Source organism: Novosphingobium beihaiense (assembly GCF_022832375.1).
Taxonomy (GTDB): domain Bacteria; phylum Pseudomonadota; class Alphaproteobacteria; order Sphingomonadales; family Sphingomonadaceae; genus Novosphingobium; species Novosphingobium beihaiensis.
On record NZ_JALHLG010000005.1, the window covers coordinates 638,236 to 655,964 of the forward strand.

General features: G+C 67.4%; 16 protein-coding genes. All 16 read left to right on the top strand.

All coding sequences use genetic code 11. The features are described 5' to 3' along the window. A complete protein-coding gene (locus MTR66_RS06635; RefSeq protein WP_243918908.1) occupies nt 1–453 on the top strand; it encodes a phage tail protein in 453 nt (150 codons plus the stop codon). Nucleotides 454–476: 23 nt separating this feature from the next. Next, entirely contained in the window at nt 477–2,153 is a 1,677-nt protein-coding gene (locus tag MTR66_RS06640; protein ID WP_243918910.1) for a hypothetical protein, read from the top strand. Continuing rightward, complete coding sequence (locus MTR66_RS06645) at nt 2,153–2,722, top strand: phage tail protein (RefSeq protein WP_243918912.1); 570 nt, start codon at nt 2,153–2,155, stop codon at nt 2,720–2,722. The genes MTR66_RS06640 and MTR66_RS06645 overlap by 1 nt, the downstream gene beginning before the upstream one ends. After that, entirely contained in the window at nt 2,719–4,041 is a 1,323-nt protein-coding gene (locus MTR66_RS21165; protein WP_268740288.1) for a CIS tube protein, read from the top strand. The genes MTR66_RS06645 and MTR66_RS21165 overlap by 4 nt, the downstream gene beginning before the upstream one ends. 7 nt (nt 4,042–4,048) lie before the next feature. Then, the gene (locus MTR66_RS06655; protein WP_243918921.1) at nt 4,049–4,210 is read left to right on the top strand and encodes a hypothetical protein; all 162 of its coding nucleotides are present in this window, start codon (nt 4,049–4,051) and stop codon (nt 4,208–4,210) included. A gap of 1 nt (nt 4,211) precedes the next feature. After that, the gene (locus MTR66_RS06660; protein WP_243918923.1) at nt 4,212–5,297 is read left to right on the top strand and encodes a phage late control D family protein; all 1,086 of its coding nucleotides are present in this window, start codon (nt 4,212–4,214) and stop codon (nt 5,295–5,297) included. Then, the gene (locus MTR66_RS06665) at nt 5,294–5,992 is read left to right on the top strand and encodes a phage baseplate assembly protein V (RefSeq protein ID WP_243918926.1); all 699 of its coding nucleotides are present in this window, start codon (nt 5,294–5,296) and stop codon (nt 5,990–5,992) included. The genes MTR66_RS06660 and MTR66_RS06665 overlap by 4 nt, the downstream gene beginning before the upstream one ends. A 47-nt stretch (nt 5,993–6,039) precedes the next feature. Next, complete coding sequence (locus MTR66_RS06670) at nt 6,040–7,590, top strand: hypothetical protein (RefSeq protein ID WP_243918928.1); 1,551 nt, start codon at nt 6,040–6,042, stop codon at nt 7,588–7,590. Further along, nucleotides 7,590–8,012 (top strand): GPW/gp25 family protein, encoded by a 423-nt coding sequence (locus MTR66_RS06675; RefSeq protein ID WP_243918930.1) that lies wholly within the window; start codon nt 7,590–7,592, stop codon nt 8,010–8,012. Before MTR66_RS06670 ends, MTR66_RS06675 begins: the two co-directional genes overlap by 1 nt. Further along, on the top strand, nt 8,012–10,213 hold the full coding sequence (locus MTR66_RS06680; RefSeq protein WP_243918932.1) for a putative baseplate assembly protein: 2,202 nt from the start codon (nt 8,012–8,014) through the stop codon (nt 10,211–10,213). Before MTR66_RS06675 ends, MTR66_RS06680 begins: the two co-directional genes overlap by 1 nt. 16 nt (nt 10,214–10,229) lie before the next feature. Further along, nucleotides 10,230–12,908, top strand: coding sequence for a hypothetical protein (locus tag MTR66_RS06685; protein WP_243918934.1), 2,679 nt, complete (start codon nt 10,230–10,232; stop codon nt 12,906–12,908). A gap of 1 nt (nt 12,909) precedes the next feature. Next, entirely contained in the window at nt 12,910–13,245 is a 336-nt protein-coding gene (locus MTR66_RS06690) for a hypothetical protein (RefSeq protein WP_243918936.1), read from the top strand. Nucleotides 13,246–13,250: 5 nt separating this feature from the next. Next, nucleotides 13,251–13,529 carry a hypothetical protein gene (locus tag MTR66_RS06695; protein WP_243918938.1) on the top strand — a complete coding sequence of 93 codons (279 nt, stop codon included), beginning with the start codon at nt 13,251–13,253 and terminating at the stop codon, nt 13,527–13,529. An 8-nt stretch (nt 13,530–13,537) separates the two neighbouring features. Next, complete coding sequence (locus MTR66_RS06700; RefSeq protein WP_243918941.1) at nt 13,538–14,431, top strand: hypothetical protein; 894 nt, start codon at nt 13,538–13,540, stop codon at nt 14,429–14,431. Between the two features lie 11 nt (nt 14,432–14,442). Continuing rightward, on the top strand, nt 14,443–16,698 hold the full coding sequence (locus MTR66_RS06705) for a hypothetical protein (protein WP_243918949.1): 2,256 nt from the start codon (nt 14,443–14,445) through the stop codon (nt 16,696–16,698). 20 nt (nt 16,699–16,718) lie between these two features. Beyond that, nucleotides 16,719–17,729: hypothetical protein (locus MTR66_RS06710; protein ID WP_243918951.1), on the top strand; the 1,011-nt coding region annotated here is incomplete at its 3' end.

A 17,729-nucleotide genomic window follows, 5' to 3' on the forward strand; every position in this document is an offset into this window, starting at 1 on the left:
ATGCCACGCGACACGCCATACGGCGCCTACAACTTCCTTGTCGATTTCGGCGGGCCGGAAGCGCCCGGAAGCGCACAGGGCGGCTTCTCCGACGTCTCGGGCCTGGGCACCGAGATCACCCTGATGGAATACCGGCAGGGCAACGACAAGGAGAACCGCGTCCGCAAGATCCCGGCCATGCACAAGGCCAGCGACGTCACGCTCAAGCGCGGCATCATGGGCCTGCGCAGTTTCTGGGACTGGATCGACGTCACCCGCGTCGATCCCGAGCACAAGCGATCGGTCAACATCGTGCTGCAGGACGAACAGCATAACCCGATCCTCGCCTGGAAGCTGGTCAATGCCCGGCCGATGAAGTGGACCGGCCCCACGTTCGCCGCGAAAGGCGGCAGCGACGTGGCGATGGAGGAACTCGTCATCGCTGCCGAGGGCATCGAAAGCGTCGCGGTCTAAGGCGGGGCAGGAGCATCTCGGAAATGTCCGCCCCCGGCATCGTCTTCACGGCCACACGCCCACCGGCCCCGCCAGCCAGCAGCCGCGCCGATATAGCCCTGTTCGCGGGCCTGATCGCGCGGCGTCAGGGCCCGTTGCCGAAGGGCTTGCTGGAAACTCTCGCCGCCGATGCTCCCGCAGCGGAGGCGGGCGGATTCTTTGACGAGCGGCTGCTGGGCGTGCCTGTCCGGATCGATAGCTGGGACCAGTTCGACCGCCTGTTCGACTGGACGCAACGCAGCCGCGTTCCCGGCTCCACGGACACAGTACCCGCGGCGCTGGGCCTCGCGGTGCGGCAGTTCTTTCTTCAGGGCGGATCGGCGGCCTATGTGGTCCGCTGCGGCGACCCTCTGCCTGTTGCAGACCCTGAGGCCAGCCCCGAAGCCTATCGAACAGCCCGGGGCAATGCCCTGTCAGGCAAGGCCGCGCCGGAGCAGGACCGCGTCCCGATCCTGCCCGGCCTGCAAAACAGATCCAATCCCGCCGATCCGCTCGATCCGGCAAGCTGGCTGGGCGCCGCGGCGATCTTCGGCGTGATGGATGCCGCGATGCTGGTGCTGCCCGACGTCGCCGATCTGACGGCGGAGCCGCTCGAAGCGGCGCCGGAATTCGTCCCGGTCCTGGGGCAAACGGAGCAATGGCGGCCCTGCGCGCCCGCTGCCGGTGAAAGCGATATGCTACCGGCCAGACCGGCGGTGCAGCAATTCCTCGCGCCGCGTTTTGGTCAAGATGCGTACCGGCGCTGGTCCCAAGCCGTATCCTATGGCCTGACCATGCTTGGCCGTCCGAGAGGGCCAGCCCACAGGCGCGACGTCATGCTGGTTTCCGCCTTGCCCTTGCCCCAGCAGACCACCGATCTTCCCGAAAGAATCGCCAACTGGCCGCTGCCCCTGCTCGATCGCGAGGGCTATGCCGGCACCGAGGCGGCACCGCTCGCCCTGTTTGACGAAGCGGCTATCGGCAATGCCCGGCTCCAGCTTGGCTATCCCTGGATGAAAACGCCGGAGGCCGCCGCCTGTCCGGAAGGCCTGCAATCGCCCGAAGGCGCGCTGGCCGGAATCCTGGCCCGCTCCGCTCTTGAAAAGGGCGCCTTTCGCAGTGCCGCCAATTCCGAACTGCGCGGCCCTGTCCTGCTCCACCCCAGCCTTGCCCTGAACGACCGCAATCGCGGCTACGAGCGCCCAGCGGGCGGCGGCAACGAGCATGCCGTCAACCGCGCGGACTGGCTGGGCGACCGGCTGTGCCTGTTCGAAGCGCGCCGCGGCGCGGTGCGGATGATCAGCGATGCCACGTTCGCCCAGAGCCGCGCCTGGCGATCGGGCGGCGTTTCCCGGCTGATGGGCATCGTGCTGCGCGCAGCGCGCCATCTTGGCGAAGATCTGATGTTCGAGCCCTCCGGCCCACGCCTGTGGCGCGGCTGCGCGGACCGGATGATCGCCATTCTGGAACGTCTGCGCACGATGGGGGCCTTCAGCGGCGCAAGCGCCCGCGAATGCTACCGCGTCACTTGCGACCGCAGCACGATGACCGCCAGCGACATCGATGCGGGCCGGGTGCGCTGCGACGTGGTACTGAACCCGGCATCCCCGATCGAACGGATCGAGGTAAACCTCGCGCTGATCGAGCCCCTGCCCTCCCAGTCCACGCGGGAGGCGGCCTGATGCCCATTTCCATCCCATCGGGTGAAGACCGGCAGGTGCTCTACGGCAATTTTGCCTTTCACCTGCAGTTCGTACCCAACGAGGCTGGCTTCGCTCCGGCGCAGGGACTGTCCGAAGAAATTCTCGGCGCGTTCTCGGATGTCTCTGGGCTTGAGGCGACAATGGAGCACAAGGCCGTCAATCAGGGCGGCGACAATTATGGATCGCGCATGCTGGCCGGGCGGGTCAGCTTCGCGACCGTGACGCTCAAGCGCGGTATCGCCCGCTCGCAGTCGCTGTGGCGCTGGTGGTCGATGTTCGCGGGCGCGGACATGCGCGACGATGCCAAGCCTATCCGCGCCAATCGCTGCGATGTCCTGATCGGCCTAATCGCCCCGCGTGGCCGTTCTGCCAGCGACGAGGAAGCCGACACCCCGCCAGAACGGCGCGCGGTCATTGGCTGGAAGCTGGAAAACGCAATGCCAGTCAAGTTCAGGGTCGGCGATCTCTCGGCCAAGGGCGGCGAGATCGCCATCGAGGAACTGCACCTCGTCCACGAGGGACTGCATATGGTGGGGGTGGTGTCATGACGCTCACCAAGGCGCAGATCGCGGTCGGCAATCCCGACGATGCCGTTCCCTTCGACGTGGGGTTCAATCCGGCCTCCTTGCGGATCACCACAACCAACCAGCTAAGCGACGCGAACCCCAACGAAGCCGCCAAGCCGACCGCCTACAAGCTCGATGTCGAACTGCTCTTCGACACGACCGAGACCGGGCAGGACATCTACGAAGTCACCCGCCCGCTGCGCTGGGCCGCCATCGCGACCGCGCGCGGCGGTTCGGCATCGCAGGGCAGCGGATCGAGCGAGGAAGAACCGCGCGACCTCTCGCTGGTCGCCTTCATCTGGGGCAGCGCCCGTTATTACGGCTACATCGAATCGCTCAACGAGACGATCGACTATTTCAGCAGCGACGGCACACCGCTGCGCTCCACCATCCAGATCAGCCTCAAGGGTTTCACCCGCACCTTTGTTCACGGCGAACTGAGCAACGTCGAAAACTATACCCAGAACAACGCCCTGCCCCCCGCGCTCGACATGGTCATGATGCCAACCGCGCTCGATAGCGACAGGGTCTTTACCGCGGCCTCGCAATCGGGCGGAGACAGATCGACCGGGCGCGGGCTCGCGGCGCTCAACGGCGCGGAGAACATGCGGACCGGCGCCGGGGCCTTCGCGGGAGCTGGCGCCTTTGCCGGTGCCAGTGCGGGTGCTGGCGGCAGCGCTGTCGCGGGAGCGGGTGTGGCAGCAGGTGCCGGTGTGAGCCTGCAAGCCGCCGCTGGCTTCAAGTTGTCAGGCGGGATCAGCGCCGGAGCATCGGCCGGTTTCGGTCTGGGCGCTTCTGCCGGGCTCAGCGCCTCGGCGGGGCTTGGCGCCAGTGTCGGCGTCGGCATGGCTGCGGGAGCGGGCATCGGTATTGACGGGGGGATCGGGGCAGGCGCTGGCATTGGCGCAAGTGCCGGGATCGGTGCCGGAGCCGGAATCTCCATGGGGGCATCGGCAGGCTTCAATGCCTCCGCAGGCTTTTCCGCCTCGGCAGGAGCCGGTTTCGGCGCGGGAGGGGCTGCCGGTAGCGCGGCCACAGGTTTCACCAGTTTCGCAGGCGCTTCAGCTTCAGCGTCAACAGGCTCTGCAAGCGCGGGCATGAGCGCGAGTGCCGGGGCTTTCGCAGGGCTCGGAACCTCTTCGGGCACACGCCTGCCCTCCCCTGATTTCAACGTGAACCGGTTGCTGCCGCCGCCTGCCGTCAACACCGCCCATGCGGGTTTCGACCTCAGTGGACGCGCCGTCGCTGGTGGCGGTGCGGTGGCGCAATCCTGGTCATACTCTTCAACGGCAAGCGGGTGAGGAAACGATGAGCGTAGTCATTTCCGAAGTCGAGCATCGCCCTTCCCCCGAAACCGAGGCGGAAGCTCCCGCAACGGCGCCACGGGCGGCGCAGGCGATGACCATGGACGACCTGCTGACGAAGCTGCGCCGGGCGCGGTCCCGCCGAGCAAGGCTGTGGGCGGACTGACATGGCGCTGCACGATCCCGTCCCCCTCCATGCGACGGCGCCCACGATCGAAGTCGACGGGCAGAGCTTCCCCATGCTCGCCGCCAATCTCGAACACATGCGCATGAACGAGGGGCCCGGCGGGCTTTCTAGCCTGGAACTGGCCTTCATCGATTCCGTTCCGGACGGAACCGGCAGTCATTATGCGGCCAACAGCGCCTCGCCGCTCCGGCTCGGGGCCGGTGTCAGGGTCTTTGCCGGAGCCGCGACCACGGGTGCGGGCGAAATCTTCGACGGGCAAGTCACGGCCATCGAAAGCGAGATCCGCCCGGACGGCCCGCCGGTCTTCACCATTCTTGCCGAAGACCGCCTGTTTCCCGCACGCCGCAGGCGGCGCACCCGCGCATATGAAGCGATGACGCTGGGCGACGTCGTCGATGAAATCGCCTCCGACTTCGCCCTCACGGCCGAAGTGCGCGACGGCGTCGATCAGACAGCGCGCAACTGGATGCAGGCCGATGAAACCGATCTCGCCTTTCTGCGCCGCATTCTCGATCGTTTCGACTGCGACATGCAGGTCGTTGGCGACCGGCTCCAGGTCGGCCGCGTGGGAATGGACCAGCGCGCGCTCGTCATGCTGACGGCGGGCGACACCATCATTTCGGCCCGGATCACTGCCGATGTCGCCGAGCAGGTCACGGCCATCCGCAAGGCGAGCTTCGATCCCGAAACCGGCGAGGCCACAGACAGCGAGGAACACGCCTCTGCCTTCGGTCCCGGCGAAGGCCAAAGCGGCCCGGAGATCCTCGAACAGAATTTCAGCGCGGTTGCCATGCACTGCGGCCGCAGCGGACCGCTGAACGACGGCGACGCGGCGCTGCTGGCGCGCATCGAGGGCGAACGGCGCGCGCGCGGCTTCGTCCGCCTCGATTGCAGCGCACGCGGCGATTCCGGCCTGCGCGTGGGCACATGGGTCCAGCTCGAAGGCGTCAACCCGATGTTTGCCAACCAGTTCGCCGTCCGGCGCGCGACGCACCGGTGGGATCACGAGAGCGGCTACCGCACCGATTTCCTCGCCGAATGCGCTTATCTCAAGGAGGCCTCGTGAACGACGAAGTCGACATCAAGGGACGTTATGCCACCGCCGAAAGCTGGCGTTCGGGCGTTCATCTGGCCCTCGTGACCGATGTGGCCGATCCCCAGTCGCTGGGGCGCGTGAAGGTCCATCTGCCCGCGATCGATCCGGAAGCCGAAGCCGCGATCTGGGCCCGCGTCGCCGTGCCGTTCGCGGGCGATAACTTCGGCGCCTTCTTTCTTCCCGATGCCGGCACCGAAGTGCTGGTTGCCTTTACCGCTGGCGATGCCGGGGCTCCCGTCGTGATCGGCAATTTCTGGAACGGCGCCGCCGCCGTGCCCGAGCAGATCGGCGGATCTTCCATCGACCGCTGGACGATGACCGGAAAGAACGGGACGCGCATCGCGATTGTCGAGGAAAGTTCCGGGCAGGAAACCGTGGAGATCGAAACCCCGAACGGGGTCAAGGCCAAGATCACCGACAGCGGCGGCGGCAAGATCACGCTCAAGGCCGGAGGCCAGAGCATCAAGCTCTCGCCGGGGGGAATCAAGATCACTTCCGCATCGCAGGTCGAGATCACCGGCTCCTCCATGATCACGCTCTCCGCGCCGATGGTGCAGATCGACAGCCCTTTCACCCAGGCCAGCGGGATGCTCCAGTGCGACACGCTGTTCACCAACAGCGTGATCTCGCCAAGCTATACGCCGGGGGCCGGTAACGTATGGTAACGCTGGCGCAAATGCACCCGGCGGAACGCCGTCGGATGGAAGCCCGGATGCCCCGGCAGAACGGGCACGACGTGATCCTGCGCCCGCTCGGCAACGGCCAGGCGCGCGACATCATCGCGACTGTTACCGCCCAGAAAGCGGTTCCTGCGCTGTTCGAGGATCTCAAGGCCGACGACTGGCAGGACCGGATCGCCGCGATGCACCGCCTGCGCTCGGGCGCGGACGGGCTGCTGGAACTTGCCCAGCCGATGCACCGCCGCTTTCAATTCGCACTATTCGAAGTGGTTTGCGACCGGCCCGGCCATCCCCGGCTCGACCCCGAACGGATCGAGAGCGCGGGCATTGTGATCCGCCGCCAGCGCGGCGCGGCCCGTCTTGGCTGGTTGCGAACGGGCAAGCGCATCGAAGGCTGGAAGCCGCTGCTCGACAGCGAGCGCGACCCCGATCCGGTGCGGGCGGAAAAGGCCCACCCCGCCAACGCAGCACTGCGCGGCCTGATCGCGGCCCGGCGCGGCGGAAGCGAGACGCCGGAGGAAACGGTCCATACCCTGTTTACCGCCCCGCCGGACGTCTGCGCCGCTGTGGGCAAGACGATACTTTTCGCGCCAGTTCCAGTCGCCAGTTCCGAACTGAGCGACGAGCCGCCGCCGCCTATCGACTTTCTGGCCCTGCCGCCCGCCGAAACCACGGAACTCGTCGATCACCTGTCGGGCTATTTCAAGCATCGCAGCCGCGCAAAGCGGTTGCCGCACGCGGGGGACGCGCTTTCGCCGGAATGGAACGTCCTGTCCTCTGAGGCGAATGCGGACCTTCATGCCTTTGGCCTGTTCCTGCATCAGTGCGCCTCCGAACTGGATCTGTTCGGCAGTGCGCCTTCAGCCCGCAGCCTGCGCCGTTTGCTGTCCCGGATAGAGCTTCCCTTGGAAGTTGACGCCGCTGCCCGGCCGACCAAATCGATCGACGCCACCGCCTTCCTTCGCGACGCCGCCGCTATCCTGCTGACCGGCGAACCCAATGCGAAGAACCTGCACATGCCGCTGAGCTGGCCCGCCATCGACAGTGAAAAAGCCGAGCAACTGACCCGCGCCGCGCTCGCCTGCCTGTCCGATCAGCATGCGCGCGTCTCGCCTCCCGTGGCAAAATTTTCCAACGATGCGCACCAGTACGTGGTGCGCGGTTTCATCCGCGTTAGCGGGCACGAGGATTGCCCGGAGAAGCTCGTCTGGAGCATCGAGAGCGAACCGTTCCGCATTGCGCCCTGGTGGGACGGCGACGGCCCGCCGGTGTCGATCAGCCTTCCCGATCTCGGCAAGCTGAAGAAGAGCAAGCCGTCCGTTTCCTTCGCCATGCCGCCGGAAATCGCCAACCTTTTGAACGGCAACGCCAAGGACTTGTCCGAAGGCAAGGGATCGACAAACGGGCCCGGCATCGCCTGGCTGTGCAGCTTCTCGATCCCCTACATCACGATCTGCGCCTTCATCGTGCTGAACATCTTCCTCTCGCTGTTCGACATCATTTTCCGCTGGATGCTCTACATCAAGGTCTGCATCCCGATCCCCGCTCCGCCGCCTTCGGCCGATGAGGGAGGAGGCGGCTGATGTCCGGTCCCGTTCTCACATCCGATCGCGGCGCGCAGTTCCGCCCGTCGCTGTGCTGGCCGCTCCTGCCGGTACCCGACGAAAACGGGCGGCTGGCCTATCCAGATCTCGAAACCTCGGTGCGCCAGCGGATCGAAGTGATCCTGCGCACGGCGCCCGGCGAACAGTTGATGCGGCCCGAGTTCGGCGCGGGTCTCGAACAGGCGATCCATATGCCCAACAGCTCCGGATTCCGCAGTGATCTGCAGCGCCGGATATCCGCGCATGTGCGTGCCTACGAGCCACGTATCACGCTCGACAGGGTCGAAGTGGCGCAGGCGCCCGATCCGACGGTGCTGATGGTGACGATCGCCTACCGCATCCGCCAGATCGGCATAGCCTCGGCCATTTCGGTGGCAGTGCCGGTAGGGGGAGGAAGCTGATGCCCATTCGTCCTCCAGCGCTTGACGACCGCGGGTTCAACGACCTCGTCTCCGACATGCTGCGCCGGGTGCCCGCGCACACGCCCGAATGGACGGACTTGCGCGAAGGCGACCCGGGACGCACGCTGATCGACCTGTTCGCCTGGATGGGCGACACGATCCTGTACCGCGCCAACCTCATCCCCGAACGCCAGCGGCTGGCCTTCCTGCGGCTGCTGGGCCGCCCGCTGCGCGCCGCCGAGCCTGCCCGGGGGCTTGTCCAGGTCGTGATCGACGACAAGGCCGCCACCGATGCCGTCGTCTTGCCGCGCCGCCATCCCGTGGCAAAGCCCGTCCATTTCGAATTCGACAGCGAACTGGTGGTTCTGCCGGTCGAAGGCCAGGCTTTCGTCAAGCGCCCGCCCAGTGACGATGAACGCCGGGGCATGGGCACCCTGCTCTCCGATCTCAAGGAGCTTTACGGTTTCTCCGGCGATGCCTCTCCCTACGTGACGACCCCGGTCTTCGCAGGCGGCGCGGCGCGCAGCGGCGGGTTCGACATCATCGCCAACAGCATCGACAACTGCCTGTGGTTCGCGCTGCTTGCACCGGGCCCTGAGGAGGCGGTGAAACAGGCCGTGCGCCACACGCTGGCCGGAGGGGATGCCAATCGCCGGATGGCGCTGTCCGTCGGCCTTGCTCCTTTCATCGAGCCTGCGGGGACGCTGGAGGCGGTCAGTTCGCGAAGCCCGATTCCCCATGTCTGGGAAATCTCGTCGTCTCTGGGAGACGGCACGAGCTACCTCCCGCTCGAAGTGATCGAGGACGGCACCGAAGGGTTGACCCAGAGTGGCGTCACCCGCCTGCTTCTGCCGGGCAGCGACGATTTCGGAGCGCCTTCCAACGATGTTCTGGGCTTCGCCGATGCCGGTGTCGGCGATCGTCCGCCCCGGCTTGACGATCCGCTTCTGGCCGCGCGGCTGGTCGGCTGGATCCGGTTACGCCCGCAGCCTTCCGCCGGGCTGAGCATCTGGCCGGTGAAATGGGCCGGGATCAACAGCGTTGGCGTGACCCAGCGCCAGAGCTACGGGCCGCGCCAGATCGGCACGGGAACCGGCCTTTCGGGGCAGGAACTCCCGCTGGGCGAGACGCAGATCGAAGCCGGTTCCCTGATCCTGCAAGTCGAGCAGGCCGAGGGGCTGCGGACCTGGCGGCAAGTTCCCGACACTGCCATGGCCGGTCCCGGCGAACTGGCCTACAGTCTCGACAGCGAAGCCGGCACCGTGCGCTTCGGCGACGGGGTCAACGGCGCGGTACCGGGCGTGGGCCGTGCCATCCAGGCCGGCTACATGCGCAGCGGAGGCGGCGCTGCGGGGAACCTTCCGGCCGGAGCCCTCAAGTCCACCAGCGCTCCGCCGCCCGCGCCGCGTCTCAAACTGATCCAGCCGCTGCCCATGACCGGGGGCGCCGACGCCGAGACGATCGATGTTGCCGAACGCCGTATCCCGGCCGAACTTCGCCATGCTGGCAGAGCAGTCACGCGCTCGGATTTCGTGACGCTGGCAGGGACGACGCCGGGGCAGGCCATCGGGCGGGTGGAAGTTCTCGAACGTTTCAAACCGCAGCAGCGGCGCAGCGGTTTGCCGGGCGTCGTCTCGGTCATGGTGATCCCCGCGCGGCAAGGCATCGGACAGGATATGCCGCGCCCGGACCGGCCGATGCTCGAAAGCGTCTTTCGCTGGCTCGACCCGCGCCGCCCGGTCGGCACGGAACTCTATGTCATCGCGCCCGAATATGTCCCGCTTGGCGTCAGCGCGGCAGTCGAACTGATCGATCCATCGGACCGGGAGAACGTGCTTGCGGCGGTTCGCGAAGCCATCAGACTGCATCTCTGGCCGCTGGCCCCGGGCGGTCCCGCCGGGCAAGGCTGGCCGCTCGGCCGGGCCGTGGACGACCGCCTGATCGAAACGGCGATAGCACGCGTGCCCGGTGTCCGTGCGATCGCGCCCGTGCGCCTCTTCTCGCTGACCAATTCCGGCACCTGGCGCCCCGTTACGGAAGACGCCACGGGCCGCGCCATTCTCCCGCTCAGGATCTGGCAATTGCCCGATCTGGCGTCGCTGGCAGTGGGCGAAGGGGCAAGTGCGGCAGAGGCGCTCAATCCCGCAACCGATACACCGGGCAACGGCATTGCCGTCCCGGTCGTGCCGGAGCTGTGCTGATGGCGGAGGATCGCACATGGATGTGAACGGCCTGCCATTCCGCCTCGTGGCAGGGGCTGCCGATTTCGGCCTCGGCCCGGAAGCCCTGGGCGATTCCGTTGCCCGCCACTTGTCGCTGGCGGAGCGGACCGGCCACTTGCGGCTTGCCTGCGAGCAGCATGTGCCGAGCCTGGACGAAAACGAAATGTTCGCGCGCGGGCAAGTGAGCCAGCCCTCCCCGATCGCCGATGCCTTCGGCAGCTTCGCCTGGTGGAACGCGGCGGAAAAGCGGATAGAGGCGAGTGGATTCCTGCCCGGCAGCATCCAGATCGGGCTCGCCGGAGACAGCCCGGTCAGCCCGAGCGACATGATGCTGGGAATGGACGACGCGGTCTATGCCGCGCGCGATGGCGCGGTCGTGCGGCATGACCTTCGCGGCCGCTGGGAAGACATCGAAACGCGCCACCAGACCTTGAGCGCCAGCCTCCTCGCCCCTGCGCCTGCCGGTGGCGGCTGGGCGCTCGATCGCACCGCGCGCAAGCTCATGCGGATCGCCGGATCGCCCTTGCGCTTCGCGGACCTGCGGCAAAGCGATCCCGCTGCCTTCGGCCCGGCCGAACCCAACCAGGACCCGCCGCGCCTTACCATCGCGCCGGGCAGCACCCTGCGCAACACGCTCGATCCCGTGGCCATGGCGGCATCACCATCGGGCAGCCTTGCCGTGCTCGCCTGGGAAAGCGGCAAGGATGCCGTGCTGCTGCTTCACACCGGCAAGCATTTCGTGGAATACCTGCGCCTTGCCGGGCTGCGCTTTCCCTATTCGATCGCCTGGTTCGGCGAAAACCGCGTCGCCGTAATGGCCAGCGACGGCGCGAAGCCTGCCCAGCAGGCTTTCGTCTACCGGATAGAGGGTGCGCCGCAGCCCGATTCCGCCCAGCCTCCGGAAGGGCGGATCTATCTGCTGCGCGGCGCATGGGCGGGCGGGTTCTGCAATGCGCTCCATGACGTTCCCCGTCACCTGCAATCGAGCGAAACCGGGCCGCCCGAGGCTGTCAGACCGCTTCGCGCCCTTTCCGGCGATACCTTTGCCCGTACCGGCAGCGTCCTGATCGGCCCGCTCGACAGCCGGACCGAAGGATGTATCTGGCACCGTTTCTACACCGAAGCCGCCCTGGCCGAAGGGACCGAAATCGAGCTGGCCTTACTGGCCAGTGACGAGGCCAGCCAGCCTGCCCTGCCTGAAGGCCCGGACGATCCCGCCTGGGCGCGCCATCTGCTTTTGCCCGAACCGCATCGCTCCCCCGATCCGGACGTGTCGGCCGCAGCGTGGCTGGAAGGCGCAAGCGAGATCGCCCATGCACCGCCGCTCCTGCAATGCCCGCCGCGCCCGGGAAGAGCGGGCCTGTTCGACTGCCTGATCCAGGCCCCGGGGCGCAAGGTCCGCCGCGTCGAAGGGCGCTATCTGTGGATCGCGCTGACCATGTATGGCGACAGCCGGGGTTCGCCGGAACTGGCCGCGCTTCGCGTCTACAGCCAGCGCCGTTCGTGGCGGGACCGCTACCTGCCCGCCTTCTACGCGGAAACGCTTGGCGGCGAAGCAGCCGCTGCGGCAGGCCCTGCCACGCCCCACGATTTCCTCGAACGCTTCCTGCACAGCTACGAAGGCGTTCTGACACCGCTCGAAGGGCGCATTGCCGGTTCCTGGCAACTGACCGATCCGGCAACCGCGCCCGACGCTGCCCTGCCCTGGATCGGCCAGTGGATCGGGATCGGGCGGAGAGAAGGCGAGGCCCCCGCCCATCTGCGCCAACGCCTGCTGGCAGCGCCCCATACGGCCATGCTAGGAGGCACTTGCGGCGGATTGCTGGCGGCGCTGGAACTGGCGACCGGGGGGCGGATGGTCCGCGGCGGCAGGCTGGACCGGGGACGGCGCATTCCCGCTCCCGGCGAGCTTGCCATTGCCCGCTCGGGCGACCGGTCGGTGCGAGCGCTCATGCTGACGGTGGAGCCTGACGGGAACTGCGTATTCCTTTCCGGCGGCGCGGTCACGCGTGGCGACATCGTCGCCATCGAGGGCTTTCGCCTGCGCAGGACATTCGCCACCATTCTCGGCGCCGGTCTTGCGGACGAGAACGATCCTCTGACGCTTGGCATGGCCGTGTCCGGCAACAGTTTCGTGGGCGACACGCTGATCCTCGGCGATGCCGCGCGCGACGAACTGCTGGCCCTCTACCGCCCCGAAATCGACGCGGTCCAGGCAGACGCCGAAGCGGTGGAAAATTTCTATGCCCGTCTGGCCTGGCGGGTGCTGGTTCTGGTGCGCGGCGTAGAAGAAGAGGCCGAATTCCGGCGCCTGTCCGGCATCGTGGCGCAGGAAATCCCCGCGCATATCGAACCGCAGGTGCTCCATGCCCGCAGCCCGCTCATCGTCGGTGCTGCTTCCCTGCTCGGGCTCGACACATACCTGATGGACAAGCCCGCTGTGAAAACAGCGCAGATCAATGGCAGCCGCGTCGGAGCAGGCGACGTGGTGGCCGGATCGGGACGGCTGGATGCGAGGGCAGACGGCCCCGTCCCGTCTGCCCCGCACGCACACGCCGACGGCCCGCGCGAAGTCTGGGCCGGTGACGGCTTCACCCTCAGCGCACTCGCCAGCCAGGCCGGGGCGAGCCGGCGCATCGAACGCTACGTCTGGATGTGGGACAAGGAGAGCTGACGTGCCCGAATTCAAACCCAACGTGCCGATCGTTCAGGACGATCCGCTGGTCCGCGTCGACGTTGACAAGGATAAGCCGCTGCCTCCGGGCCGCTATCATTTCGAACTGGTCGTCATCGACGATGCCGGCAACGAATCCGAACCGGCCACGATCGATGTTATCGTGCGCGATACCCAGCGGCCGACCGCGGTTCTCGACATGGTCGATGCGAACAAGGCGGTCATCAAACCGCAGGTCTCCGTAGGCCAGAGCTTCATCCTGTCAGGCTTGCGCTCTACCGACGTCGAGCCGGGCAAGATCAAGGCGTACCGCTTTACCCTCGTGAGCCAGGGTTAGGCGCGATGGTGACGCTCAAGCAAGGTGTGCCGGTCACGCAGAACGGTCCGCTGCTGAAAGTGGACAACCGCCTTGCGCCGGGACGGCACCAGTTCAGGCTGGAAGTGATCGACGAAGCCGGGCTGGTCAGCGAACCGGCCACTCTGATGGTCATCGTCTCCGCCCCGCCGGTCGTCCGCCCCGTGCGCAGAGTCACGATAAACCCGCGGATCGTGACCCGGGCAACCGCGCGCCGGGTCACCGCCCCGATCACCATTCGCAAGCCCAAGCCACCGAGAAGATAGGCCCAGCCATGTCCAACCCCTCCGGCACGCTCGACCAGATGACAGCCACCGACCCGCTGCTGGACACCCCGGCTGCGGAGCGGGTGAACTATGCCACCGGCATCCTGCTGTCAGCGGACGATTTTCGCGACGAGCAGACCTACCACCGCTCGCGTCTGGCGACTGCACTCAGCAACCTGCTGGGCCATGGCACGCTGTCAGGCCTGGCGGTGCGCAGCCCTGAAGCGGAAGACAACGACCTGCACCTCACCGTGGAACCGGGGATCGCGCTGGACCGCTACGGGCGCCTGATCGAAGTCGTGGAGCCATGGTGCATCCGGCTCGCCCACTGGTTTGCCGCCCAGCCCACCGGAGAATTGCGCGCGGCGGTCCAGCGCAAGCCGCGCACGCCGCTCGACGTGGCCGTGGCCGTCGACGTATTTCTCTCGCTCAGCGATTGCGGACGCGGGCGCACGCCGAGCTTCGCGCAAGGCCCGTTCGACGCGCTCGATGCCCTCGCGCCCGCCCGCCTTTCGGAGCAGCCTTCCTTCGAACTCGTGCTGCGCGCCGAAGGCCCGCCGGGCAAGATCCCCGAGCCGCAGAACAACTGGCCCGCCACCAATGCTTCGGCCGCAAACAAGCTCAAGGCCGTGCTTGGCAGTTACGGTCTGGGGCGTGAGGAAGGCACATCGGGTCAGCTTGCCCCGTTTGCCGAACACGTGACGGGCCGCGATCCGGGGGCGGTGTTCCTCGCCCGCGTGGCCATTCCCGTCGAAATCGCCGCCGATGCCCCGGCAGGCGTGCGCCCGAAACTCGATCTCACCCAGCGCGTTCACGCCGACAATTCGATCCGCCCTTTCATCTTCATGCCTTTCAAATGGCTCGGCGCCCCGCCGCGCGACGTGCCTCTCAGCGAACCTTGAGGAGATAGCCCGTGCCCCAACTCGACAAGGCTGAAGAGCGCGCCTTCATCCGCATCGCCGATGCCAGGGATGCCGCAGAAGCGCAGCTTACGCGTGCCCAGATCGAAGACCGCTTCGTGCAGGATCCCGTCGTGCTCGACGGGCTTCGAAGGCGGCCGCGCTACTTCGACGGGCGCTTTCTGACCGGCGCCGATCTCACCCGCGATCAGGACTATGTGCGCCAGCGCCAGGCCGACATGGCCCGCGCGGGCGGAGCGGGCGTGATCACGGGCCTGCACGTCTCCGAACGTTCGCTTGGCCGCGGCGAAACGCTGGCCATCACCCCCGGGATCGGCCTGACGCCCTCGGGCGATCTCGTCATGCTGACCCGGCAGCGCAACGTGCCACTGCTCGACCTGCCGACCTCGCGGCAGCTCGATTCCGCATTGGGGCTGGCCGGGGAGCCGCGCGTGCCGCTGGGGCGGCGCAGCGGACTGTTCGTCCTCGCGCTGCGCCCGGTCGAATTCACCGCGAACCCGATCGCCGCCTATCCGCGCAGCGTGAGCGGGCACAGGACCGTGGAGGATGGGGACATCATAGAGGCCTCGGCGATCACGCTGATCCCCTACCCCGATCTGGCCGGTGCCAGCGACCTCGAAGATGCGCGGCGCACCGTGGCCCGGGCCATCTTCGCCGGGAAGGGGCAATCGCTGGCGCAGGACATGCTGCCGCTGGCGATGCTCGCGCTCGACCGGGGCACCGTGCGCTGGATCGATACGGCCATGCTGCGGCGGGAAACCGGAGAGGATTCCGGCCTCCATGTCGGCATTGCCCGGCGCCCCCGCGCCCTGGCCGAGGCGTTCCTGACCCAGCACGCCAGCCACCTTGGTGACATCCTGTCCGAAATGGGCGCGCGCGGCATCGATCCGGTCTTTCCTGCCGCGTCGTTCTTCTCGCTGCTGCCGCCGGCCGGACAGATGCCGGTCGCCGCAATCAATGCGGACGACTTCGGCTTCATCCAGAGCTATTTCCCGCCCGGCGTCGAGGCCGATCTTGCCTTCGTCCCCGCCGACGAGATCCCCACGCTCGTCGAGGAATCGCTGGGCCTCCCGCCGATAGACCTCGCGGCAAGCGAGGATGAACGCGCGGGCACCGGCGTGACGATTTGCGTGCCGGTGGACCGGACGCGGCTGCGCCGGATACGGCTAACGCTGGATAGCGAACGGTTGCCCCTGGGCGAAAGCGCGGCCGCCTCCAGAGGGGGTGGTGCATTCGATCTGGTTTCCGGCATGCTGGAAAGGCGCAGCCGGACCGCCGCATTGCCTGCCGGGCCGGGAGCCGTCTCGGACGAGGTCGCCGAATTGCGCCAGCTTGCCTGGAAAGCTGCGCTTGCCGAAGCGGTATCGGCGTTGCCGACAGGCCCCGGAGGCGTGCCGCTGGTATGGTATCTGCGCCGCCGCTCGATCGCGCTGCAGAGCCAGGTGGAAAGCGCGGCCGTTGCCGTAAGCGGGGACGACGTCACGCTCAATTCGATTGTCAACGAGAAGATAGACCGCCTCAAGCTGGCCAAGCGTCTCGCCGCGATCAACGGAGACGCCACGCCGCAGGCGGCAGCCCGCCTGATGTCACTGCTCTCGCGCCCCGGGGTGGCGAACTCGGACGTTCTCACAGCCGCGATCATTTCGGATGTCGAGAAAGTCATCGCGGCCGACCTTCCCGCGCTACCGGACGATATCGAGGTCACTCCAGCCATAAAGCCCAAACCGGCGCCTGCTCCCACCCGGGTCAGGCCCGGCATCGCCACTGCGGCGATCCGTCCGGCGCTTTCGCCGTTGCGGATCAACCCGGCCGTCCTCGGCAGAGCGGCGACGGCCCGGCTGGTTCAGCCCGGCCTGCTGAAACGCGCACCGGCCAGCACCCGGCTTACCGCCGTGCGCGCGGGCCTCAGCCGTGTCGCCGCTGCCGAAGGCGCCGGGCTGACGACCAAGGCCCGCACCGACACCGAACTCAAACTGGGCGAGGCCGAAGTGATGGACGTGGCGCAGGATTACACCGATCCGCACCTCGGCGAAGGGCTGGCGCGGCTGGGACTGGCTCTGGGAGACAAGTGGCCCACCGCCAAGGATGCCATCTGGCTGGGCGAATCCGGCCGCGCCCTGCCGCTCGACCTCGCGTTCCGCAAGCTGCCCGAGGAAACCGTCGGTGACTTCGCCAGCCTCGTGGAGACTGCCGTCACCAAACAGTCCGCCGACGACATCGATGGCGTGCTGGACAAGGCGGACGGATAGCCGCGGAAGGACATTGCGCCATGGAAATCACCAAGCCCATCCGCCGCAGCTTTGCAGACGAGCATGTGATCGGCATCGATCCGCCCATGCAGCCCTCGCTTCCCAACGTGTGGCGGCGGCGCATACATGCCTTTGCGGGGCGCTCGGTATCGGACAAGGCGCTTACGGCGGAACAGTCGCTGCGCTCTGGCATGCAGCGCCTCTATGGCCTGTCGCTCACGCCGGGGCTCGTCGAGGGACTGGAACTCGCACCGGAAAACGGCGCGATCGGTGCAGCCCCCGGCGACGCGCTGATCCGCCTTGAACCCGGCTTCGGGCTTGCCCGCAGCGGCGAGGACATTTCGGCCAGCCGGACGGTGCGCCTGCCGATCGGGCGCTTGCCGGTTATCGCGCGTGTGGACGGCGGGGGCGGCGGCGGAGACGGCATTGCGGAAGAGGGTGACGAAAGTCCCGCTTTCACAAGCCGTCTCCGCCCCGAATTGCCTCGGGCGATCGGGGACACGCTTTCGCAGAGGATTGCCGCCGGTACGGCAGACAGCTTGCCGCGCGCCGGTATCGTCGTGGCTCAGCCGATCACCGCGGAACTGATCGGCACGCCCCTTGACGATTGCCGCCCCGATCCGCGCGACGATCCCTATATCGACCTTCAGCGCGTCGATGGCCTGCGGCTGGCTCTTTACATCTGGCCGGGCGAAATGGTCGCGCTCGACGGCGGCGCGGACTACGCCCTGCCCGCACGCGGCCCGGCCTGGCGCAACCGCCTGGCCCACGGCGTGTTCAGCGTGGAATCGCTGTTCGCCCCGGACGAGGCGCACCCTTGGGAAAGCTGGGGCGTTCCTCTGGCGCTGGCCGGCTTCACCGAGGACTGGAACCTCGCCTTCATCGACCGTCAGGCCGTCGCGCGCAGCGGCGGAAAACCGCGCAGCCGCAGCAGGACCGGGATAGCCGGTGGCGACGACCGGCTGTGGCAAGCCCGGCTGGACCAGTTCACCGCACAGCTGGGCGATCTCGACACTCTCGATCCCGCCTCT